Raw genomic sequence first — 20,373 nt, 5'->3', positions numbered from 1 at the left:
TGTGCGCTGAGTCTCGATAGAGTGGACGCGCTCATGCACCTGCAGCCGTCCAGCAGTGCCGTCGTCCGGGACACCCCGAGACCAGCGCCGGTTCGCTGAGGAGTGTCGCTGACGACCGGAGGAGTTCCCGCTTGCCCTTAGTGCTCACGCTCGGTGTGCTCGCCGCTCTGGTCGTCCTGGTCCCCGTCGCCACGTCCCTGCTGGGACGCGCCTCCGGCTGGCTGCTGGCGGCCGGTTACGTGCTCGCGACCCTCACCTTCCTCCCCGCCGTCACCGCGGCGATCGACGGCGCCCCGCTCGAATGGTCCATCCCGTGGGCGCCCGGACTGGGCCTCCCCGGCGCCGGAGTCGAACTGGCGTTCCGCGCGGACGGGATCGGCGTCGTCTTCACCCTCATCGCACTGGTGATCGGCGCGGTCGTCCTCGCGTACTCGACCGGATACCTGGAGAAGGGCCGCCAGCTGAGCTTCTACTGGCTCATGACGACCTTCACGCTCGCGATGACGGGCCTGGTCCTCACGGACGACCTGCTGGTCCTCTTCGTCTGCTGGGAGGCGACCAGCCTCGCCTCCTTCCTGCTCATCGCCCGGTCCGGCACCGCCGCCCAGGCTCCCTCGATGCGGACGCTGCTGATCACCTTCCTGGGCGGACTGACCCTGCTGACCGGGATCGCCGGGATCATCGTCGTGACCGGCACGACCCGGATCTCCGAGGCACTCACGTCACCGGCGTGGGAGCAGGCAAGCCCGTTCCTCGTCGCGACGCTGGCGGTGCTGGTCGCCGTGTCCGCGATGACGAAGTCCGCGCAGTTCCCGTTCCACTCCTGGCTGCCGGATGCGATGGCCGCCGCGACCCCGGTGAGCGCGTACCTGCACGCCGCCGCGGTCGTGAAGGCGGGCATCTTCCTGCTCATCCGCTTCAGCCCCGCGTTCGCGGACGTGCCCGCGTGGAACGCCCTCCTCATCGTCGCCGGACTGCTCACGACCGCGATCGGCGGCTGGTTCGCGCTCACCCAGTCGGACATCAAGAAGCTCATGGCCTACTCGACCGTGAGCCAGCTGGGCCTCATCACCGCCGCGATCGGGGTGGGGACGGAGATGGCGCTGGTCGCCGCGGTCCTGCACGTCATCGCGCACGCGCTCTTCAAGTCCGGGCTCTTCATGATGGTGGGCGTCATCGACCACGTCGCGCACACCCGCCAGGTGGGATCGATCCCGCAGCTCATCCGCGTCGCCCCCGCCTCGTTCGTCGTGACGGTCCTGGGCAGCGCGTCGATGGCCGGGATTCCGCCGCTGCTGGGCTTCGTGTCGAAGGAGTCCGTGTTCACGGGTCTCCTGGAGGCGCCGGGCGCCGACTGGACCGGATGGGCCGCGCTCGTCGCGGGCGCCGCCGCATCCGTGCTCACGTTCGCCTACTGCGCGAAGCTCGTCTTCGGCGCCTTCGTCGACGGCCCGCCGGCCGCCGGCCGCGATCAGCAGCAGGCTGGCGCTGCGCAGACCAGCCGCGAGAACCCGGTCATGCTCGTCTTCGCCGCGCTGCCCATCCTCGCGTCGATCCCGCTGGCGTTCATGCTTCCGCAGGTGGAGAAGCTGGTCGTCCCCGCCGTGACGGCGGCCCTGCCCGGCACGGACCCCCACCCCCACCTGGCGCTGTGGCACGGTCTCACCCCGGAGCTGCTGGCGACCGCGCTCATCCTCGCCGCCGGCGTGCTCATCATCCTGACCCGGCACCGGGTGTGGCGCTTCTTCGACAGCGCGGTCCTGCCGTTCGACGGCGCGGACGTCATCAACGCGATCGAGCGCCTCCTCATCCGCCCGGCGCGCGCGACGGTGGTCCTCACGGAGCCGATCCGCGCGGCCCGCCACGTGGTCCCCGGTCTGGCGCTGCTGGCCGTCGTCATCCTGGGCGGTGTGGGCGCGATCGTGCAGGGGCCGGGTCTGCCGCAGGCGCAGGACGGACTCAACCGGCCGATCGACGTCGTCGTGCTCGTCCTCACGTCCATCGCGGTGCTCGTCGCCTGCTTCGCCCGTTCGCGCATGACTGCGATCGTCGCACTGTCCGCCGTGGGCATCCTCGCGACGGTCCAGATCATGTCGCTGGGCGCACCGGACGTGACCCTGACCCAGCTGCTGGTCGAGGCGATGACGATCATCATCATGATGCTGGTCCTCCAGAAGCTGCCGCGCACCTTCTGGAAGCACCCGCGCTCGTTCCAGCTCAAGCGGGCGGGCTTCGCGGTGGTCATCGGACTGTCGATGGGAGCCGCGACCTGGGCGATGGCCGGCCGGCGCGAGCGCTCCGACCTCGCGATGTACTACCTGGAGCAGGCGCCGGAGATCTCCGGCGGCTCGAACATCGTCAACACGATCCTCGTCGAGTTCCGCGCACTGGACACGCTGGGCGAGCTCACCGTGCTGGGCATGGCCGGCATCGCGATCGTCGCCGTCATGTCCTCCGTGCGCGACCGGTACATCGACCCGCCCGCGGAGAACGTGCCCGAGGTCCCGCGCACCCCGTACGTGAAGCTGCGGCACCCCACCTCGCAGCGGGCGCTGTTCGTCGCGTGGCCCAACGTCATCCCCGTCCAGATGACGGTCCGCCGCATGGTCCCGATCCTCATCATCACCTCCGCGCTCGTGTTCTGGCGCGGCCACAACGAGCCCGGCGGCGGCTTCATCGCGGCGCTCATCGGCTCTGCGGTCATCGGACTCCTCTACATGTCAACGACCTCCGACCGGGCGATCGGCAAGCCCCAGGCGCCGGTCTTCCTCATCGGCGGCGGTGTCCTGATCGCCGTCCTCACCGGCGCGGTGGGCCTCATCCTCGTGGGGTCGTTCCTGCAGCCACTGCACGGGTACATCCTGGGTCAGCACTTCACGACGTCGATGCTGTTCGACGTGGGCGTCTACATGGCGGTGCTGGGCCTCATCCTCATCAGCTTCAATCTGCTGGGGACCTCCGACTCCGCCTTCACCCCGGCCGGGAACGACGTCCTGTTCGACGGCCGGATGCTGCGCGACGTGGCCGACGAAGTGCCGGAGTCCACCCGCGAGCGCGCAGATGAGATGGTCTACGGCGAACTGTCCGGTCCGATGGAGTCCGTGCGGGGCGAGCGGCCGTCGTGGTGGAGCAGACGCAGGGCGTGGTGGAAGCCCAAGGTCGGAGCGCGCACGGCGACGATGTCGCGCGGACGCGAAGCGAAGGAGGACGGATCATGATCCTCGCAGTGACAGTGGCCGTCCTCGTCACGGGCGGCGTGTACCTCACCCTGCAGCGGTCGATGGTGCGGGCGGTGTTCGGGATGACGATGATCTCGCACGCGGCGAACTTCATGCTGCTGGCCTCGGGCGTCTCCGCGTGGCGCGGTGAGCCGATCGACGGCCGCACGGACGTGGCGCTCGCGGCGGACCCGCTGCCGCAGGCCTTCGTGCTGACCGCGATCGTCATCACGCTGGCCGTGACGATCTTCATGCTCGCGATGGCAGTGTTCGGCCACGACGACGACCAGTACAGGACACCGGAGACGGGGGAGGAGCGCTGATGGACGCACAGACCGTGCGGCCCGTCGAGGCGCCGTTCGACCCCGCCCTCCTCCTGCTGCTCATCGCGGTGCCGCTGGCGGCGGCTGCGCTCAGCACGCTCGTCAAGCATCGCGGCTTCGATCGCACCCTCTTGATCGGCGCACCCACGTTCGTGGGCGCGGCCGCGGTCGTGCTGCTGATCGTGCACCGCGACCACCCGGTCCTGGCGCACTCCGTGGGCGGCTATCTCAACGGGCTGGCGATCCCGTTCGTGTCCGACACGTTCGCCGCCCTCCTGCTGCTGGTCACCAGCATCGCGGCGATCCTGTGCGGGTGGTTCCTCATCGCGACCGGCGAGGACCAGTACCGGTTCGTCCCCGCGCTCATCCTCATGATGCTCACGGGCGTCTACGGCGCGATCCTCACCGGCGACCTCTTCAACATGTTCGTCTTCGTCGAGGTCATGGTGCTGCCGTCGTACGCGCTCGTCGCGGTGACCGGCACGTGGCGCCGCCTGGGCGTGGGCCGCATGTACGTCATCGTCAACCTGCTGACGTCGACGCTGCTGCTGGTGGGGGTGGGCTTCGTCTACGCGACGACCGGCACCGTCAACATCGGAACGCTCGCGAACCTGGAGGAGCTGGACGGATCCGCGCAGCTCGCCCTGGCACTGGTGGTCGTCGCGTTCGTCATCAAGGCGGGCGCGGTCCCGGCCCACACCTGGTTGGTGCGGTCCTACCCCAACACCTCCGCCGGCATGATGGGGTTGTTCTCCGCGCTCCACTCGAAGGTCGCCATCTACGCGATCTTCCGGATCTACGGCACGATCTTCGGCGAGCCGCCGGCGTGGGCGTGGGCGCTGGCGGTCATCGCGGTGCTCTCGATCCTCATCGGTTCGCTGTCCGGAATGGCGGAGGACCGCGTGCGCAACGCGCTCGCGTTCCAGATGACCTCCGGCATGGGCCACATCCTCATCGGTGCGGTCCTGCTCACCACCGTCGCGGTCCAGGCCGGGATCTTCTACACCGTCCACCACATCATCACGATGGCGGGGCTGCTGCTGGTCTTCGGCGCGGTCGAGCAGGTCTACGGCACCGGTCTCTACCGGAAGCTGTCCGGATTGGCCTCGCGTGAGAAGGCGACCGCCGTGCTCGTGGTGCTGGGACTCTTCTCCCTCGTGGGACTGCCTCCGACCTCGGGCCTCTGGGGCAAGGTCGGACTGGTCGTGGGCGCGGCCGCACCGGTCGGGGACGCAGAGGGCACCTCCGTGCTGGGCTGGGTCCTCATCGGCGCGATCGTGCTGGGCTCCGTGCTGAGCCTGTTCGCACTCATCCGCCTGTGGCGGGGGACGTTCTGGGGCGAGCCAATGACCTCGTACCGCCCCGATTCCGCCCTGACCGGCCGCGCGCAACCGACGGATCTGCCTGCGGACGTCCGGATCCCCAAGCGCCTGCTGGCCCCCGGGGCGATCCTCATCGGACTGTCCGTGCTGATCTTCGTGGTCCCGCAGCCGCTCATCGAGATCACGCAGCGGTCCGCGGAGGCCCTCCTGCACGACAGCGACTACATCAGGGCGGTGCTGGGACATGATTGATCCGCTGCGACTCCTGGGGTACTTCCTCTGGATCTTCAAGGAGATCGTCTCCGGGACGCTCTCCATGACGACATCGCTGTTCACCCCGCACGGGTACAGCCGACCCATGATCGTGCAGGTGCCCCTGCGCTGCACGACCGACCTGGAGATCACGATGTTCGCGTCGTCGATCACCATCACGCCCGGGACGCTCGTCGTCGCGATCGCCGCCGGTGACGAGGCGGACGATCCGCCCACCCTGTTCGTGCACGTGCTGTTCGCGGACTCCGAGGCGGACGCCCTGGACGGGCTCTACGACATGGAGACCCGCCTGCTCACCGCGATGCGGAGGCGGCCGCCCAAGCCGGTGGCGGACGCCATCCTGCGGGGCGCGCAGGGCACCCAGGAAGGAGAGACCGCATGAGCATCGTGTTCTGGATCGCGATCTGCCTTTTCGCAGTGGCGATCGCCATCGCGCTGGCCCGGGTGGCGACCGCGAAGGACCTGGGGTCGCGTGCGATCATCGGCGACCTCGTGTACTTCGCTGCTGTGGGCATCCTCACGATGATCGCGATGCTGGTGGACCTCACGATCATGCTCGACGTCATCTTCCTGGCGTCGCTGCTGGGAATCCTCTCGACCATCGCGCTCTCGCGCATCCTCACGAGGGGGTACCGCTGATGCTGATCGTCGACGTGCTGATCGCCGTCTTCGTGCTGACCGGGGCGCTGCTCATGGTGACGAGCGCGCTCGCGATGTTCCGGGCGAAGGACGCCTTGTCGCGGATCAACGTGTTCTCCCCGGCGACGGGCCTGGGGATGCCGCTGGTCCTGCTGGGCTGCTACATCTACACGCTGCAGCACGAGGGGTTCTCCGTCTACCGCCTGCTCATCGCGATCGTGGGTTTCCTGTCGTTCATCATCGTCAGCTCGATCGCGTCGAACACGCTGTCGCGCTCGACGGTGCTGGTCGGATCGCCCGTCCACCGGTATACGCGCCCCAACCGTCTCGTCGAGCCGCTGGTGCCGGTGGACGGCGGCGAGACCGGTGATCCGACCGCGGAGACGGAAACGGCTCACGGGGACGGACCGGCGCAGAGGAGCGTCTGACACGCCCTCCTGTGCGCTCGACCGGGCAACTCGACCGTCTGGTCACCTCGGACGACAGTGTCACCACGTGAACCGTCGGGGCGGATGGCTCAGTCCTGCATGCCTTCCGCGTCCAGCCCAGCTGTGAACTCCTCGATCGCCCCTGCCACGTGGTGGGGGCGTTCGTAGTGGAGGAGGTGTCCCACGCCTCCCAGCTCCTGCAGGTCCACGTCCGCTCCGAGCCCCCGCAGGTCCTCGACGAATCCCCGCGCCGCCGGCAGGGGCGCGATGAGGTCGTCGTCCCCGGCGACCACCAGCAGGGGGTGGGCGGAGTGGGCCAGGCCGGCCGCGGCCTCGGTGACGGTGTGCCGGGTCGAGACCTCGTAGGCCTGTGCGAGGGACGTGCGGTCCGCGTAGTCGGAGAAGTGCCGCGCGTGCTGGTCGTGGATGAAGGCGCGGGTCATACGGTCGCGAGAGGTGGCCATGACCTCGCTCATCGCGCGGACGATGACGGGTTGGGCCAGCAGTGCGGCGCCCGCCGGCTGCGGCAGTGCCCGGCCCGCAGCGTAGTAGAGGCGCGTGAGCTGCGTGAGGAAGCGGGCGGATCCCTCCAACGGCGGCTGGACGATGGGGGAGAGGAGGCCCACGCCGTGGCAGATCGCAGAATCCCGGGCGACCGCATGGGCGACGAGTACCGACCCGAAACTGTGGCCCACCAGGAGGGGCCGCCGTCCGGTCGCGGCCTCGCAGGCGGCGCAGAGGGCGCGGATGAAGGCGGTGAATGCGTCGAGATCCAGGCCACGGGCCGGCGGGGACGTGCGGCCGAATCCGGGCAGGTCCGGGACCCACACGTCGCGGCGGCGCAGGTCATGGGCGATGAGTGCGAGGCCGTGGTGGTCGCCGCGGAAGCCGTGGATGAGGACGACCGGGCGATCGGCGGTGTCCGCGGGCGGGTCCGTCTCCCGTGCCGGCTTCGTCGTGTCCTGTGCCCGGCTCGCCGAGGCCCGGGCCGGGTACCGCCAGACGGCCGGTTCCGGGAACGGGGTCGGGGCGGCCTCCGGGAACGGGGCCGGGTCGTCGGACCGGGGCGGGGCTGCGGCATCGGACGGCGGCGGTGGCCAGGGGAAGTCCGCGCGGGGAGACAGGCGCTCGGCGGGTGGGAACGGCATGCGTCGAGTCTAGGAGACGGGCGGTGCGAGGGCGGTCCGGCCGGGTGCCGCACTCGTTTTGCGCGCGGTCTCGACATGGCCTACTATTATTCGAGTCGCCCAGAGATGGGGGACGATCCGGGGGTATGGCGCAGTTGGTAGCGCGTCTCCATGGCATGGAGAAGGTCAGGGGTTCGAATCCCCTTACCTCCACAGTGCGGAAGCCGGGACATCGATCGATGTCCCGGCTTCTTCCGTCACCGCCCCCGTGCGGCCACTCGCGACACCAGCCCTGCCGGGGCCAGCTGCGAGATGCCCCAGAAGGCGGTGTCGCGCTTGCTCGGCACGGAGACGGCCTTCCCTCGTGCCGCATCGCGCAGACTGCCGGCCGTGAACCGGCTCAGCGCGGTCACGGATTGGATCACCCCGCCCACCGTCTGCCGGCTGGCGGTGCGGGAGCGGCGGGTGGCCTCGGCGCGGATGCTGGACGCGGCCGCACTCACCGCCGCATTCATCCATCTCATCGCCCGACCGCTGGATCCGTCAGCCGTCCAGTGACCCCGTGCCCGGCTCGGGCCGCTCCTGCGGTCGGTCCGCGCCCGGGTCCTGCTGGTCCATCGCGCTCTGGAGGAACTCGCCCAGGTCCAGTCCGGTCGTGGACTTGAGCAGGTCGATCGTCTCGCGCATCCCGGTCGCGATGTTCTTGCTGAGCTTCGCCTCGCCGTCGGAGGACACGACGCTCAACGACTCGATGTTCGAGTACGGCGCGGACACCTCGTGTGCAATCTTGGGCAGCGCCTCGAGGATCTGGGACAGCACGGCGGCCTGGTTGAACTGCTTGTAGGCCTCTGCGGACGCCAGCACGGCCTCGGCCTCCGCCTTGCCCTTCTCCGCGATCGCGCTCGCCTCCGCGGTACCGGACGCCTTGACCGCGTCGGCCTCCGCGCGTCCGCGTTCCGCCACCGCACGCGCCTGCGCCTGCGCGTCGATCTCGAACGCGCGCGCCTTGTTCTCCGACTCCGTCAGCGAGGCCTGGGCCGCCTGCTCGCGCTTGTAGCGCTCCGCATCCGCGCGCCGCTCCGCCTCGTACTGCTGGGCGTCGGCCGGCTTGCGGACCTCTGCGATGAGTTCGCGCTCGCGCAGTTCGTTCTTCTGATCCGCGATCTTCTGCGCTTCTGCGAGGATCCGCTGCTCCTGCTCGCGCTTCGCCAGTTCCTCTGCGGCCTCCGCGGCGGCTCGCTGGATCGCGGTCTCGCGCTGGATCTCCGCGTTCCGCAGGTCGAGGGCCTTCTGCGACTCCGCGACCTGCTGGCGGTCGCGGTTCTCCGCCTCCGTCGATTCGCGCATCGACTCCGACTCCGCGATGCGGGCCTTCTTCGCGACGAGTGCGGCCTCCGGACGGCCCAGGTCGCGCAGGTAGTCGCTGTCGTCCTCGACGGAGATGATCTGGAACGTGTCGATGACGAGGCCCTGGTTGTTCATCGACCCGGCCGCGTCGTCCTGCACCTGCGAGGCGAAGCTGGCACGATCCCGCAGGACCTGTTCGACGGACAGCGTGCCCACGACGGCGCGCAGGGTTCCGGAGAGGATCTCCTGGCAGTACGACTCGATGCTGTCCTGCTGGTCGAGGAAGCGTTGGGCGGCCTTGCGGATGTCGCCCATCTGCTCGCCCACCTTGATCTGGGCGACGCCCTTGAGGCGCAGGAAGATGCCGTTGAGCGAGTAGCCCTCGACCTCGACCTGGATCTGGCGGGAGCTGAGGGAGAGCACGTGCGCGCGGTCGAAGAGGGGGCGGACGATCGCGCGGCCGCCCACGACGATGCGGGCCCCGGCCTCCAGATCGATGTCGCCCTTCTTCGCCGGGGCGCGACCCGTGATGACGAGCGCCTCATTGGGGGCTGCGACCCGGTAGGCCCGGATGAACGTGATGAAGGCGATGAGCCCGATGATGAGGAGTGCCAGGATGACACCGGAGATGACGAGGAATTGCACGGTGGCCCCTTCGTGGGAGTGGAGTGTCCTCCGAGCCTATCCGGCGGAGCCTCGCCGCCCCCAGGGATTCCGGTGCAGAATGGCCACATGACGACTCCCGCGTCCCCCGCACACCCCGAGTCCCACCCGCACCCCACCTGCGCGACCGAGTGCCCGCCGTCGGACGAGTCGTTCGCCGGCTCGCTCATGCTCGACGTCGCGGCCGGCCTGGACGACGAGGACATGCTGCGCGAGCGGATCTCCGATCTCGTGACGACGGGGGAGTTCCCCGAGGTTCACCCGGACGAGCCCGAGCCCACGCTGGCGGAGGCCTACGACCGGCTGGAGCAGACCATCCGCCTGCACGATGCGACGGTCACCGAGGTGTCGGACGACCTCGTCGCACTCACGACCGCGATCCACAGCCTGGGTCAGGAGTCCGGGATCGTCACGTCCTTCTCCGGATTCGATGCGCAGGAGGCCGCGAACGACGCGTACGCCGCAGCGGTCGAGATGCAGGGCGACGGGCACACGGTGCGCGGCTACCTCTGGGTGCACCAGCAGGACCTCCAACGGGTGGTGCTGACGGGGACCCTGCTGATGGGTTTCGGCGCGATGTCCGGTGAGGACGCCGACGGCGTCGAGATCGCGCGGACCGCCGTCCCCGTCCTGCGCGCCGCGGGACTCGCCGTCGAGTGGGACGGCACTGCGGGCAGCCGGATCGTCCTGCACCCGTTCGAGTGGTCCATGCCCTTCCGCGATCCGGAGGAGTGACGGGGCGGGACCACCCGCCCCGTCAGCGACTCACCCGATGTCCCGGCCCTCGTCCGTCCCGGAGGCCGATGACGACCCCGACACCGGTGACGTCCCCGTGGCCGGTGACGACCCTGACCCGCTCGACGGCGTCACGTCCTCGACCGGCCTGCGGGCCGCGCGCAGCGACGGGCGGACGGCCTCGACGTCCTCGCCGGACTCCTCGACCGTGCGCACGGGTCCGGTGACGGTCTGCGCCGGTGGGGGAGTGAGGACGGAGTCGAACGCGTGCTCGCCCGAGTACTCGAGGAACGACAGGTGGGTCTCGTAGCGGTCCAGCACGTCGTCGATGATCTGCTGCCGGTTCAGGCCCAGGAGGTCGTAGCCCTCTGAACCGGTGTGCGTGAAGACCTCGATCCGGTAGTAGACGTCGTCGCCGCGGGCCGCGCTGCGCGCACCGTACGTGGGGACGCGGTACGCGACGGCCGTGACCTGGTAGAGGAAGCTGCGGTGTTCTCCCATGTCGACCCGCAGCACGGAGTCCGTCAGTCCCGTCTCCTCGTTGGTCTCATGGATGAGTGCGACCGGGCCGCCCTGCGTGCGGAACTCGGCTGCGACGGCCTCGAGCGCGGGCTGGGCGACCTCCGTGAGGAACCGCCCCGCGGACTTGGCGGAGGGGAACGAGCGCATCCGGGCCAGCCTCTGCCGCCACGTCTTCTCCGGCGCCGGACCGCCGTGCACCGCCAGACCGCGGTGACGGCGGGCGCGTCCCTCGCGCTCCGCCCGCTCCATCCGCAGCACCTTCGAGAACGATGCCATGACGAGGTAGGCGATGACCGTGACGGGAAGTGCGAAGATGAGCGTCGCGTACTCCATCGTCGTGACGCCGTCGGCCACCAGCATCGCGATCGTGAGCAGGGCGGTGAGGACCGCTCAGAAGGTCCGCAGCCACTTCGCGCCGTCGTCCGCAGGGTCCGGGATGCTCGAGGAGAAGTTCGACATGACCATCGCACCCGAGTTCGCACTGGTCAGGTAGAACAGCAGCCCGGACAGGGTCGCCAGGCCGAGGAGGAACGCGGCGCCCGGGAACTGCTCGAGGAGCGCGTACAAACCGCTCTCCGGCGAGTCGATCGCCAGCTGCGCGGACTCGGTGTCGCCGGCGAACACGCGCGCCAGGGCGGAGTTGCCGAAGATCGACACGATGATGAAGTCGCACAGGACGGGTGCCGTTGTTCTCGACCAGCGCGTTCAGCAGGAACGCGGTCTGGCCGGTCACCAGGATGTAGACCATCATCGCGGCCGTGCTCCAGAGGTTGGCCTCGGAGATGATGCGGATGCCCTTGTCGACGCCGGACGTGCACGCGGCGATCGTCATGACGACCGCGACGACGACAAGCGCGATCTGCAGGCCCAGACCCTGCGGGAGCCCGAAGAGCCAGGAGAATCCCACGTTCAGCAGGACGACGCCGATCCCCATCGACGTCGCGACGCCGAACACGGTGCCCACGAGCGCGACGATGTCGATGACGTCGCCGGTCGCGCCCCGCACGCGCATGCCCAGCAGTGATCGGGTCCCAGCCGGACGCTGCCCTCCTTCGACAGCGCGACCCACAGGACGAAGAGGATGACGGCGGTGATGGTGACGACGTAGAACCAGCCCAGGTTCTCCGCGATCCAGTCGACGGCGGCCTTCATGGTCGTCTGCGCGGTGTCCGGCGTGAGCATCGCCCACAGGGAGAGGGCCACGATGACGAGCGAAGCGGTGAGGAAGACGCGCCAGTCGACCCGCGGTCCCGCGTGCTGCGCCAGGTCCGTCCGACCGCGCTGCATCTCCTCGCTGGAGATCGGAGGCCGATCAGCCGTCTCGTTCTGACGTCGGGACGGGCTCCTGTCCGTGCCGCTGAAACGTTCGCGCTCGACCACGGGCCGCTTCTGCTGATCGTCGACCTCATCCATGCAGAGGATGACCACCTTTCATCGGAGGGCTGCGCCCCCGGATTCGCGGTGGGCACACGAAAAGGCGCCGATATGCAACGGCGCCTCCAATGCCGTACAGCCGTCCGAATAATATTCGAGCAGAAGGGCGGGATTCAGCAGTGTGAGACTCGTGACCATCGGCTCCGTCCGGCCATCCCCTGGCTCAGACCATCCCGACCGTCACACCAGTGAGGCTCCCAGCCACAGGCCCGCGGCCGCGGCCGCCGTGCCGGTCACCAGCACCCCCGCCGCCGAGGCCGCAGCCCACCCCCAGCGTCGCTCCCGCACCAGCTGGACGGCTTCGACCGAGGCCGTCGAGAAGGTCGTGTACCCACCCAGGAACCCGGTCCCCGCGACGACGGCCCAGCCGGGCTGGTCCGCCGCGGCGGACGACAGGACGGCGGAGCCGAGCGCGATCCCCACGACGAGGCCCAGCAGCAGCGAGCCGCTCACGTTGATGACGGCGGTCGACCACGGGAAGGTCCGCCCGGGGAAACGGGCACGGATGAGTGCGTCCAGGCCGTACCGGCACACGGCCCCCAGACCGCCGGCCACTCCCACGAGGACGAGCAGCAGCGGGCTCACGGCCGGCCTCTCGGCGCCTCATCGGACTCGTCCTCCCGCCGGACGACAGACGTCTGTCCGGCTCCTCGCGACAGCCGCGCACTGAGCGCGATGCCGGCTCCTGCTGCCACGAGTCCCAGCAGCACGGTGGCGAGCGCGTAGACCGCGGCCGCGGCGGGGAACCCGACCCGCAGCAGCTGGGCCGTGGTCACGGTCAGGGCGCTGTACGTCGTGAACCCGCCCAGGGCGCCCGTGCCCAGCAGGAGGCGCAGGCGGGTGCGGGAGGGGAGGGGGCCTCGGCGAGCGAGGTGCTCCAGAAGGACCCCCAGCAGCAGCGATCCCACGACGTTGATCGCGAACGTGTGCAGGGGGAACTCGTGCAGAGTGGCGCCCGCAGGCAGGAAGTCGCCCCAGGTCGCGGAGCCGACGGGTGCCAGGCCCGGGTCGTTCAGTGCGACGTCTCCCACCGCACCGTCGACGGCGGCGCGCACGGTCGTGCCCACTGCACCGCCCACGAAGACGAGAGCGATCGCTCTGACTGTGAGGCCGGAGGGGTTCTGCACGGATCCGGTACCGCTCACCGCGGGTCCTCACGGGTCCGACCGGGACCCGTCACGTGCGTGGCGGAGGCTGCGGCACTCCTGCCGGGCCACCTGCCGCTCATGACGATCGACCTGCGCCGGACGGTTCACCCGTGCCAGGCTGTCCCGTCTGCCGCACGATGCGGAGACCCCGATACCGGTTGAGGGCGGCCGCGATCTCCTGGATGCGGGGCCGTGCCAGGTGTCCGGGGTGGCCGCGGTGGTGGGAGAGGCCCTCGAGCCCGTCTGCGTCCAGCCGCCGTCCCAGCCGGGCGAGGGCCTCCGCGACGCTGAGTCCAGGATCCTGGGCGAAATCGTCCGCGAGACGCTCGAGCGCATGGGCGATCGCCTGGGTCTGCGCGGGATCGACGAGCTGAAGGACGGCGGTGAGGTCGATGTCCTCCCGGCCGTACTGGATCGTGGTGCGGCCGCGGGCGCGCGCGAACTTCCGCTTGTCCGCCGGCCGCAGCGAGTCGGTGGACGGCACACGGGCGGCGGGCGCGGAGAAGACAGGAGCGGTGCCGGCCTGGGCGGCTTCTGAGGCGAACCCATCCGCGGGGGGCGTGGGGGCCTCGGCGGCGATCGCGTGAGCCTGCTCCGTCACGTCCCGGGGGACGTACGAGTCCAGGGCGAGGACGTGGTCCGCGACGTCGAAGAAGGCTCCGGAGCCGCCGGCGACCAGGATCGTCGAGACGCCGCGCTCCTCGTAGAGGGCACGGACCCGGTCGACGAACGGGGTGATCGGCTCGCGGTGGGCGGGCACCAGCTGGCGCATGCGGGCGTCGCGGATCATGAAGTTCGTCGCAGAGGTGTCCTCGTCGATGAGGAGCGCGGTGGCGCCTGCATCCACGGACTCGACGAGGGTCGCCGCCTGCGAGGTCGATCCGCTGGCGTTCGTCGTGGTGAACGCGCGCGTGTCCGTGCCCGACGGCAGGCCGCTGATGAACGGCGCGATGTCGACCGAGGCGACCGATCGTCCGTCCTCCGCACGGATCGCGGTGGCGTCCGGGCGGGTGAGGACCCACTCGCGGCCGTCACCGGCGATGTGCGGGTAGACGCCGCGCTCGATCGCCCGCAGCAGTGTGGACTTGCCGTGGTAGCCGCCGCCCACGATGAGGGTGACGCCCTCCGGGACGCCCATGCCCTCGACCCTCCGGCCGCTGGGCAGGTCGAAGGCGACGCGCCGGGAGTCCGGGGAGCGGAACGGTACCGCATCCGGGCCCAGAGGACGATCCGAGTCCCCGGACCGGCGGGGCAGGATCGCACCGTCGCCCACGAACGCGACGAGGCCGCGTGCAGCCAGCTGCTCCTGGAGCGCCAGTTGGTCCCGGTACTGGACGACCTGGGCGCGAAGGTCCCCCATGTCCAGATCGAGCAGGGCCTCCTCGACGATCCCGGGCAGGGTGTCGGTGAGGATCTGGGCCGCCTGGTGGCCGCGGATCCTGCGCCCGGAGGCCGGCAGGTCCACGGTGATGCGAGCCTCCACCTGACCCTCGGGGGATCCGTCTGCGGGGAAGACCACGCTGGTCCGCTCGAGGATCTGCTGACCCGGGGTGCCGATCGCCACGGGCGGCGGCTGGTCGCGGTCGGCACGGCGGGGGCTCCTGCGGCCGCCGCCGGAGTGCGACCGCGCCGCGGCGGCGAACGCCCGGGCCAGGTGGTCCCCGGCGGCGATGCGTCCTGCGTGGTCGGCGACGAGGTCGTCGGGGATGCCGGTGCGCGACCGGTCGACGCTCACGCGCATGAGCGAGGGCGGCGCGAAGGGATCGACCTGCACGCGGTCGACCGTCAACCGGCACACCCCCAGATCGTGCGTGCCGACGATCCGCTTGTAGTCGCCGTAGCCGCGACCGTCCAATGAGTGCAGCGTCTGTGCCAGATCCATGGCCGCGACGTTACCGCGTGGGCAGTTCCGCATGCACGGTGAACCCGCCGTCGGGTCGCGGTCCCGCCTCGTTGGTCCCGCCTCGACGGTCCCGCCCAGCGCGCCCACCCGCTCACGGATCCCTGCCAGACCCTGCCCGGCACCCGGGGCGACGGGCAGCGGGGAGTCGGGGTCGGCCGCCCGTGCGGGCGGAGGGGGGCGGGATTCGAGATCCGCTCCGGTCACGGTGCCCGGCTCGGGTTCGACGTCTGCGCCCGGCCCGGCCTTGCGGACGCCTCCGGCCGTGTCGAGGTCGTCCGGCCGGATGGCGCATGTGATGTGCGCCCCGGAGCTGCGGGTGGAGTCCACGAGCGTCCGGACGTCCGCGAGGGTGGGCTGTGGGGCGAGCGGCGCCTCGTCGCATCCGCGCAGGATGGCGAGCAGTCCGCGCATCTCACTGAATGCTCGGCGCGAGGAGTCCGCGATCGAGGCGAACTCCTCGCCCGTCCGGGGGTCGACGTTCGGCAGGCGGTACTCCGCGGTCGTCGCCTGCACGCTGATGACGGACATGCTGTGGGCGACGACGTCGTGGAGCTCCTGCGCGATGCGGTTGCGCTCCTGCAGCTCGCGCTGCGCGATCGCACGCAGATCGTCGTCGCGGCGTACGAATCGGGGCTGGTGAGCGCGTCGGGTCGTCGCGACTGACGACGTGCGCGAGCTGTTGGCCTGCGGCTGACGCAGGTTCGACCGCGGGGACTGCCCCGGTGTTCCGATCGACCTGTCTGACCAGCGACTGTGTGTTCTCCTCAGCCGTGTCCGTGCCGTGTTCTATTGTGAGGGTCATCGAATAGAATGAGAGCTTGCGATCGAATCATTCGATTGCGACCGCGTGATCGGCTGATTCTGCTGCTCAGGACGACCGGAAGGAGGTGGGACGCGATGACAACCACGGCGACACGACGTGAGGTGCCGGGGACGGTGCTGTACGAGACGGCTGAGGACGTCCGCGTCGCGCTCGCCGCCCTCCGCATCCCGGAGCCGGTGGACCTTCTGGCTGAGTGGGCCGCAACCAGCGAGGGGGCGGTCGGCTCGCACGGTGTCGACGTCGATGTCGACGCGGATCTGCCGCTGCCTGCACACTGCCTGACCCAGTGGTCTGCTGCGCATGGGCTGACCGATCGCCTGCGCGCGATCGACATGCTGCACCATGCCCGGCTGGGACTCTCGCGGGTGCTGCGTGATGACGCGTCGGTGCGGCGGCTGGGGGTCATCCTCCGCCGGGGTGCACTGTGCCAGACGGAAGACGACGCGGATGCGTGCACTGGGGACGATGAGAACGCGTTCGGCGAGCGCGAGCCGGATTCCGTTCCGCCCATGGAACAGGTCGAGACCCTCGTCAGGCCCGAGGACCACCTGTCGTTCAACGCGACGCTGAAGTCGCGGTTGGGAACGGCGCGGCGGGAGACCGGGCGGGCCCTGGCGGCATTCCTGGGAACGCCGCGTCTTCTCGAGTGCGCGGTCGAGGGAAGCATCCGCTTCAACAAGGTGGAGCGTCTCCTCACTCGCGTCATCGCAGCGCGTCTGACGGTGCGCCAGATGAACGGAGTCGACGAGTTCGCGGCACAGCTGGATCCGTCGCGGTCGCTGGATCAGTTCGACAAGAAGGTCCGTGAGTTCATCCACACCTTCATCGAGCTGCCCGCGCCCACACAGGAGTCGATCGCGGCTCTGCGCGGCGTCGAGTTCCAGAAGTACCCCGATGGGTGGGGTGAGCTGCGCGCCTTCGGCCCGGCCGTCGACCTGGAGGCTCTGTACCAGCGAGTCCGGGCCACGAGCCGGGCGATCGCCCGCAATGAGCTCGAGGCGCTCACCGTGACGAGTGTCGAGGGCGAGGGCCCGATAGACGCGGGTGGCCGTGGCGCGAATTCTGCAGTCGTCGGTTCTCAGCACGATGCGCTGCTGAGCGTCGACGAGCGCCGGATCGGCCACCTCATGTTCGACACCCTCTCGGGTGCTGTGCCGCAGACGGAGGTGCGCGTCGTCCGTGCGAGCGGTGCCCCCGCAGTCCGCACGACTGACACCGACCCATACGCTCGCGGCGTGGAGGTCCGCGAGACGAACGCGGGAACTCACGAGGCGGACGCCGGGCGTCACGAGGCGGATGCCGGCATTCTCGAGACGGACGAGTTCGTTGTGACGGTTGCCTGCCCCACCTCGGGCACCTGGCTGCGCCGCCAGGCGGCGGTGACAGTGACGATGTCGCTCGCGACTCTGACCGGACTGGGTGACGACCCGGCGACCCTGGGCCTGTCGACGCCGCTGCCGGCCCAGCACGCCCGCCGCGTCGCCGCCCACTCGACGGTGTGGCGGAGGATGCTCTTCGACCCGGTGACGGGAGCCGTGAAGGACGAGGCGACGCGCAATTACAGGCCGACGGCGTCGATGCGGCGCGCCGTCGAGCAGAAGTGGCGCACCTGCACGGCTCCGGGCTGCACCCGGAATGCGGAGAGATGCGAGATCGACCACTGCGAACCGTTCCTCCACGAGGATCCCGGGCGTGGCGGTCGCACCCACCCGGACAACCTCATACCGCTGTGCGTCCTCCACCATCAGTTGAAGACTGAAGGAGTGATCCGTCTCCGCAGGGCCGGGCCGAATGAGGTCGAATGGGTGCTGCCGTTGGGCGTCGTCACGCGCACCCGTGCGCCCAGTGCCGTCACGGACGGCCGGCGCGACAGTCTCCTCATGGAGCTGTTGGGCGTTCGCCTGCGCTCGCCCCATTTCGACGGGACGATCGTGCAGGAGGTGCTCCGGGACGGTGAGCCGGTGCCGGTGGTCGACCACGTCGACGGGCACCGGGGCCGCTGGGTGGTGTCGCTCGCCGGCCAGGATCGGGATTGCGAGAGTGCGTCGTCCGGAGATTCGACGGCCTCGGTGGAGGAGGCCGCCGACTCGACCGGTGAGACTGCGGCACCGGCGGACGATGGGAAGCGTCGAAGGGGCGACCCGATGGAGGACGACCCACCGCCGTTCTGATTGACCCACCGCCGTTCTGACGGACCCGGGCTGCTCGGTGCACGGGGCTGGACGAGGTCGACCCGTGGTCTGTGGACGGCAACCGGATCGAATGAGCGGACACCTCTAGGCTGGTGGCCATGGTGGATGAGCACAGCGCGGCGGGACGATTCAGCGATGGCCTGAAGGTGTTCGAGGACGGGGGAGACCTGCCCGAGCTGCCTCCGTGGGAGCCGGACGACGAACCTGGGCTGACCGAGTACGACCTGGGACTCACCGACCATGACCATAATTCCACCGATCACGCGCACAGCGGGGGTGCCCACCAGCACAACGGAGGGGTCCAGGCGCAGAGCGATGGTGACCACGGCCTCGGGAGCAGCGCGGCTGATCCGGACGGTCTTGATGCGTTCGGTTCGGATAGTGCGGTGGAAGGTCGCGGCACGGTCGGCTCCGGCGGCACGGTCTCTTATTCGACGCCGCTCGAGGTGCTGTCCCGAGTCTTCGGCTACGACGAGTTCCGCGGGGACCAGGCGGCGATCATCGACCAGGTCTCCGGGGGCGGAGACGCGATCGTCCTCATGCCCACGGGTGGCGGGAAGTCGCTGTGCTATCAGATCCCGGCGATCCTGCGCGAGGGCACGGGCATCATCGTGTCGCCCCTCATCGCGCTCATGGCCGACCAGGTCGCGGCGCTCGAGGCGGTGGGGATCCGTGCCGCGTACCTCAACTCGACGCTGGACCCGCAGGAGGCGCAGGTGGTGGAGCAGCAGCTGCTCGCCGGCGACCTCGACCTGCTGTACCTGGCACCGGAGCGGCTGGTCCTGCCGCGGACCCTGGACCTGCTGCGGCGGGCCAGACTCTCACTCCTCGCGATCGATGAGGCGCACTGCGTCTCGCAGTGGGGGCACGACTTCCGGCCGGACTACCTGGATCTGGCGGTGCTGGCCGATGCGTTCCCCGGCGTGCCGCGTATCGCACTGACCGCGACGGCGACGCGCGAGACGCACCGGGAGATCACCGAGCGACTCCGCATGGAGGATGCCCGGCACTTCGTCTCCAGCTTCGACCGGCCCAACATCCAGTACCGGATCGACCCGAAGGACCGGCCGCGCGACCAGCTGCTGCGCCTGATCCGAGCCGAGCATGAAGGCGATGCGGGCATCGTCTACTGCCTGTCGCGCAAGAGCGTCGAGGCGACTGCCGCATGGCTGTCCGACCGCGGCATCACCGCGCTTCCGTACCATGCGGGACTCGACGCCCGCGTGCGTGCGGCGCATCAGGAGCGCTTCCTGCGGGAGGAGGGCATCGTCATCGTCGCGACGATCGCGTTCGGGATGGGGATCGACAAGCCGGACGTGCGCTTCGTCGCGCACCTCGACCTGCCCAAGAGCATCGAGGGCTACTACCAGGAGACCGGCCGCGCGGGACGCGACGGCCTCCCGTCGACCGCATGGATGGCCTACGGTCTGGGCGACCTCGTGAACCTCCGTCGCTTCATCGACGGCGGCGAGGGCTCCGATCAGTTCAAGCGCAATGCGCGCGCCCACCTCGATGCGATGCTCGCCCTCTGCGAGACCGTCACCTGCCGGCGCGTGCAGCTGCTGCGCTACTTCGGACAGGATTCCGAGCCCTGCGGCAACTGCGACACGTGCCTGACCCCACCGGTCACGTGGGACGCGACCGTCCCGGCGCAGAAGCTGCTGTCGACGATCATCCGACTGGACCGCGAGCGCGGGGAGCGGTTCGGGTCCGGACGCGTCTTCGATGTCCTGCTGGGGCGGGAGACCGACCGCACCGCGCAGTCGCACCACGACGAGCTGACGGTGTGGGGGATCGGACAGGATCTCAGCGAGAAGCAGTGGAGGACGATCCTCCGACAGCTGCTGGCCCGCGGAATCGTCGAAGCCGTGGGGGAGTACGGAGTCCTGGCGCTGGGCGCAGAGGCCGGCCCGGTCCTGCGCGGGGAGACGACCGTCGAACTGGCGGAGGACCGCACGACGGTGACCACGGCCTCGGGCAGGTCGTCGGGCGGACGCTCGGGCGGGTCGCGATCGAGGGCGGCGGACACTCTGGAGACCGGCGATCGCGAGGTGTTCGAAGCCCTGCGGGCGTGGCGGACCACCGTGGCGAAGGAGAAGCAGATCCCGCCGTACATGGTGTTCTCCGACGCGACGCTCGTGGGCATCGTCGAGACGAAGCCCACGTCGATCGGCCAGCTCGGCACGGTCAGCGGCGTGGGCGCGAAGAAGCTCGCGGAGTACGGCGAGGCGGTGCTGGCGGTGCTGTCCGGGGAGGACGTGGGAGCATAGACGTCC

At 70.0% G+C, this 20,373-nt stretch carries 19 protein-coding genes, 1 tRNA gene and 1 pseudogene; 12 read left to right on the top strand and 9 right to left on the bottom strand.

The window, feature by feature from the left end; genetic code table 11:
• The first annotated feature begins 140 nt into the window (after positions 1 to 140).
• The 6 genes from HGBR_RS02340 to HGBR_RS16080 are packed head-to-tail and all read left to right on the top strand — an operon-like array spanning position 141 to position 6,203.
• Entirely contained in the window at positions 141 to 3,218 is a 3,078-nt protein-coding gene (locus HGBR_RS02340) for a DUF4040 family protein (protein WP_019157719.1), read from the top strand.
• Positions 3,215 to 3,541 (top strand): sodium:proton antiporter, encoded by a 327-nt coding sequence (locus tag HGBR_RS02335; RefSeq protein ID WP_019157718.1) that lies wholly within the window; start codon positions 3,215 to 3,217, stop codon positions 3,539 to 3,541. Before HGBR_RS02340 ends, HGBR_RS02335 begins: the two co-directional genes overlap by 4 nt.
• Complete coding sequence (locus HGBR_RS02330) at positions 3,541 to 5,115, top strand: monovalent cation/H+ antiporter subunit D family protein (RefSeq protein WP_019157717.1); 1,575 nt, start codon at positions 3,541 to 3,543, stop codon at positions 5,113 to 5,115. Before HGBR_RS02335 ends, HGBR_RS02330 begins: the two co-directional genes overlap by 1 nt.
• A complete protein-coding gene (locus HGBR_RS02325; RefSeq protein ID WP_019157716.1) occupies positions 5,108 to 5,518 on the top strand; it encodes a Na+/H+ antiporter subunit E in 411 nt (136 codons plus the stop codon). The genes HGBR_RS02330 and HGBR_RS02325 overlap by 8 nt, the downstream gene beginning before the upstream one ends.
• Complete coding sequence (locus HGBR_RS02320) at positions 5,515 to 5,775, top strand: monovalent cation/H+ antiporter complex subunit F (protein ID WP_019157715.1); 261 nt, start codon at positions 5,515 to 5,517, stop codon at positions 5,773 to 5,775. Before HGBR_RS02325 ends, HGBR_RS02320 begins: the two co-directional genes overlap by 4 nt.
• A complete protein-coding gene (locus HGBR_RS16080; RefSeq protein ID WP_019157714.1) occupies positions 5,775 to 6,203 on the top strand; it encodes a cation:proton antiporter in 429 nt (142 codons plus the stop codon). Before HGBR_RS02320 ends, HGBR_RS16080 begins: the two co-directional genes overlap by 1 nt.
• 89 nt (positions 6,204 to 6,292) lie before the next feature.
• On the opposite strand, the gene HGBR_RS16075 is transcribed toward HGBR_RS16080, so the two are convergent.
• Positions 6,293 to 7,351 carry an alpha/beta fold hydrolase gene (locus HGBR_RS16075; protein WP_019157713.1) on the bottom strand — a complete coding sequence of 353 codons (1,059 nt, stop codon included), beginning with the start codon at positions 7,349 to 7,351 and terminating at the stop codon, positions 6,293 to 6,295.
• A 119-nt stretch (positions 7,352 to 7,470) separates the two neighbouring features.
• On the opposite strand from HGBR_RS16075, the gene HGBR_RS02305 reads away from it, so the two are divergent.
• Positions 7,471 to 7,543: transfer RNA gene (locus tag HGBR_RS02305), tRNA-Ala, on the top strand.
• Between the two features lie 177 nt (positions 7,544 to 7,720).
• Positions 7,721 to 7,888, top strand: coding sequence for a hypothetical protein (locus HGBR_RS20120; RefSeq protein ID WP_161601831.1), 168 nt, complete (start codon positions 7,721 to 7,723; stop codon positions 7,886 to 7,888).
• Here HGBR_RS20120 and HGBR_RS16070 read toward each other — a convergent pair.
• On the bottom strand, positions 7,874 to 9,322 hold the full coding sequence (locus HGBR_RS16070; RefSeq protein ID WP_019157711.1) for a flotillin family protein: 1,449 nt from the start codon (positions 9,320 to 9,322) through the stop codon (positions 7,874 to 7,876). The genes HGBR_RS20120 and HGBR_RS16070 overlap by 15 nt on opposite strands.
• 87 nt (positions 9,323 to 9,409) lie before the next feature.
• Between HGBR_RS16070 and HGBR_RS18625 the strand changes: the two genes are divergently transcribed.
• Positions 9,410 to 10,075 (top strand): DUF6891 domain-containing protein, encoded by a 666-nt coding sequence (locus tag HGBR_RS18625; protein WP_019157710.1) that lies wholly within the window; start codon positions 9,410 to 9,412, stop codon positions 10,073 to 10,075.
• A 30-nt stretch (positions 10,076 to 10,105) separates the two neighbouring features.
• On the opposite strand, the gene HGBR_RS20660 is transcribed toward HGBR_RS18625, so the two are convergent.
• The 7 genes and pseudogenes from HGBR_RS20660 to HGBR_RS16050 all read right to left on the bottom strand — a co-directional run bounded on the left by HGBR_RS20660 (position 10,106) and on the right by HGBR_RS16050 (position 15,610).
• Positions 10,106 to 10,951, bottom strand: a complete 846-nt coding sequence (locus HGBR_RS20660) for a BCCT family transporter (protein ID WP_245533242.1) — start codon at positions 10,949 to 10,951, stop codon at positions 10,106 to 10,108.
• 36 nt (positions 10,952 to 10,987) lie between these two features.
• Complete coding sequence (locus HGBR_RS20655; RefSeq protein ID WP_261795106.1) at positions 10,988 to 11,272, bottom strand: BCCT family transporter; 285 nt, start codon at positions 11,270 to 11,272, stop codon at positions 10,988 to 10,990.
• 72 nt (positions 11,273 to 11,344) lie between these two features.
• Positions 11,345 to 11,609: pseudogene (locus HGBR_RS20650) on the bottom strand (BCCT family transporter); the annotation flags it as partial.
• Positions 11,507 to 12,010: a BCCT family transporter gene (locus HGBR_RS20645; RefSeq protein WP_245533241.1), complete on the bottom strand. Its 504-nt coding sequence runs from the start codon at positions 12,008 to 12,010 to the stop codon at positions 11,507 to 11,509. The pseudogene HGBR_RS20650 and the gene HGBR_RS20645, both read right to left, overlap by 103 nt.
• Before the next feature lie 201 nt (positions 12,011 to 12,211).
• Positions 12,212 to 12,616, bottom strand: coding sequence for a fluoride efflux transporter FluC (locus HGBR_RS02270; protein WP_019157709.1), 405 nt, complete (start codon positions 12,614 to 12,616; stop codon positions 12,212 to 12,214).
• A complete protein-coding gene (locus HGBR_RS18620; RefSeq protein WP_019157708.1) occupies positions 12,613 to 13,176 on the bottom strand; it encodes a CrcB family protein in 564 nt (187 codons plus the stop codon). Before HGBR_RS18620 ends, HGBR_RS02270 begins: the two co-directional genes overlap by 4 nt.
• 79 nt (positions 13,177 to 13,255) lie before the next feature.
• Complete coding sequence (locus HGBR_RS16050; RefSeq protein WP_019157707.1) at positions 13,256 to 15,610, bottom strand: P-loop domain-containing protein; 2,355 nt, start codon at positions 15,608 to 15,610, stop codon at positions 13,256 to 13,258.
• A 3-nt stretch (positions 15,611 to 15,613) separates the two neighbouring features.
• Between HGBR_RS16050 and HGBR_RS20990 the strand changes: the two genes are divergently transcribed.
• The 3 genes from HGBR_RS20990 to recQ all read left to right on the top strand — a co-directional run bounded on the left by HGBR_RS20990 (position 15,614) and on the right by recQ (position 20,367).
• Positions 15,614 to 15,745 (top strand): hypothetical protein, encoded by a 132-nt coding sequence (locus HGBR_RS20990; protein ID WP_019157706.1) that lies wholly within the window; start codon positions 15,614 to 15,616, stop codon positions 15,743 to 15,745.
• 234 nt (positions 15,746 to 15,979) lie between these two features.
• A complete protein-coding gene (locus HGBR_RS18615; protein ID WP_019157705.1) occupies positions 15,980 to 18,076 on the top strand; it encodes an HNH endonuclease signature motif containing protein in 2,097 nt (698 codons plus the stop codon).
• A 119-nt stretch (positions 18,077 to 18,195) separates the two neighbouring features.
• Complete coding sequence (gene recQ, locus HGBR_RS02245; protein WP_019157704.1) at positions 18,196 to 20,367, top strand: DNA helicase RecQ; 2,172 nt, start codon at positions 18,196 to 18,198, stop codon at positions 20,365 to 20,367.
• Positions 20,368 to 20,373 lie beyond the last annotated feature (6 nt).

It is taken from the genome of Brevibacterium senegalense, from assembly GCF_000285835.1.
In the GTDB taxonomy this organism is placed as follows: Bacteria; Actinomycetota; Actinomycetes; order Actinomycetales; family Brevibacteriaceae; genus Brevibacterium; species Brevibacterium senegalense.
Note: the sequence above shows the minus strand (reverse complement) of the source record. Positions and strands in the feature narration are given on the sequence as shown.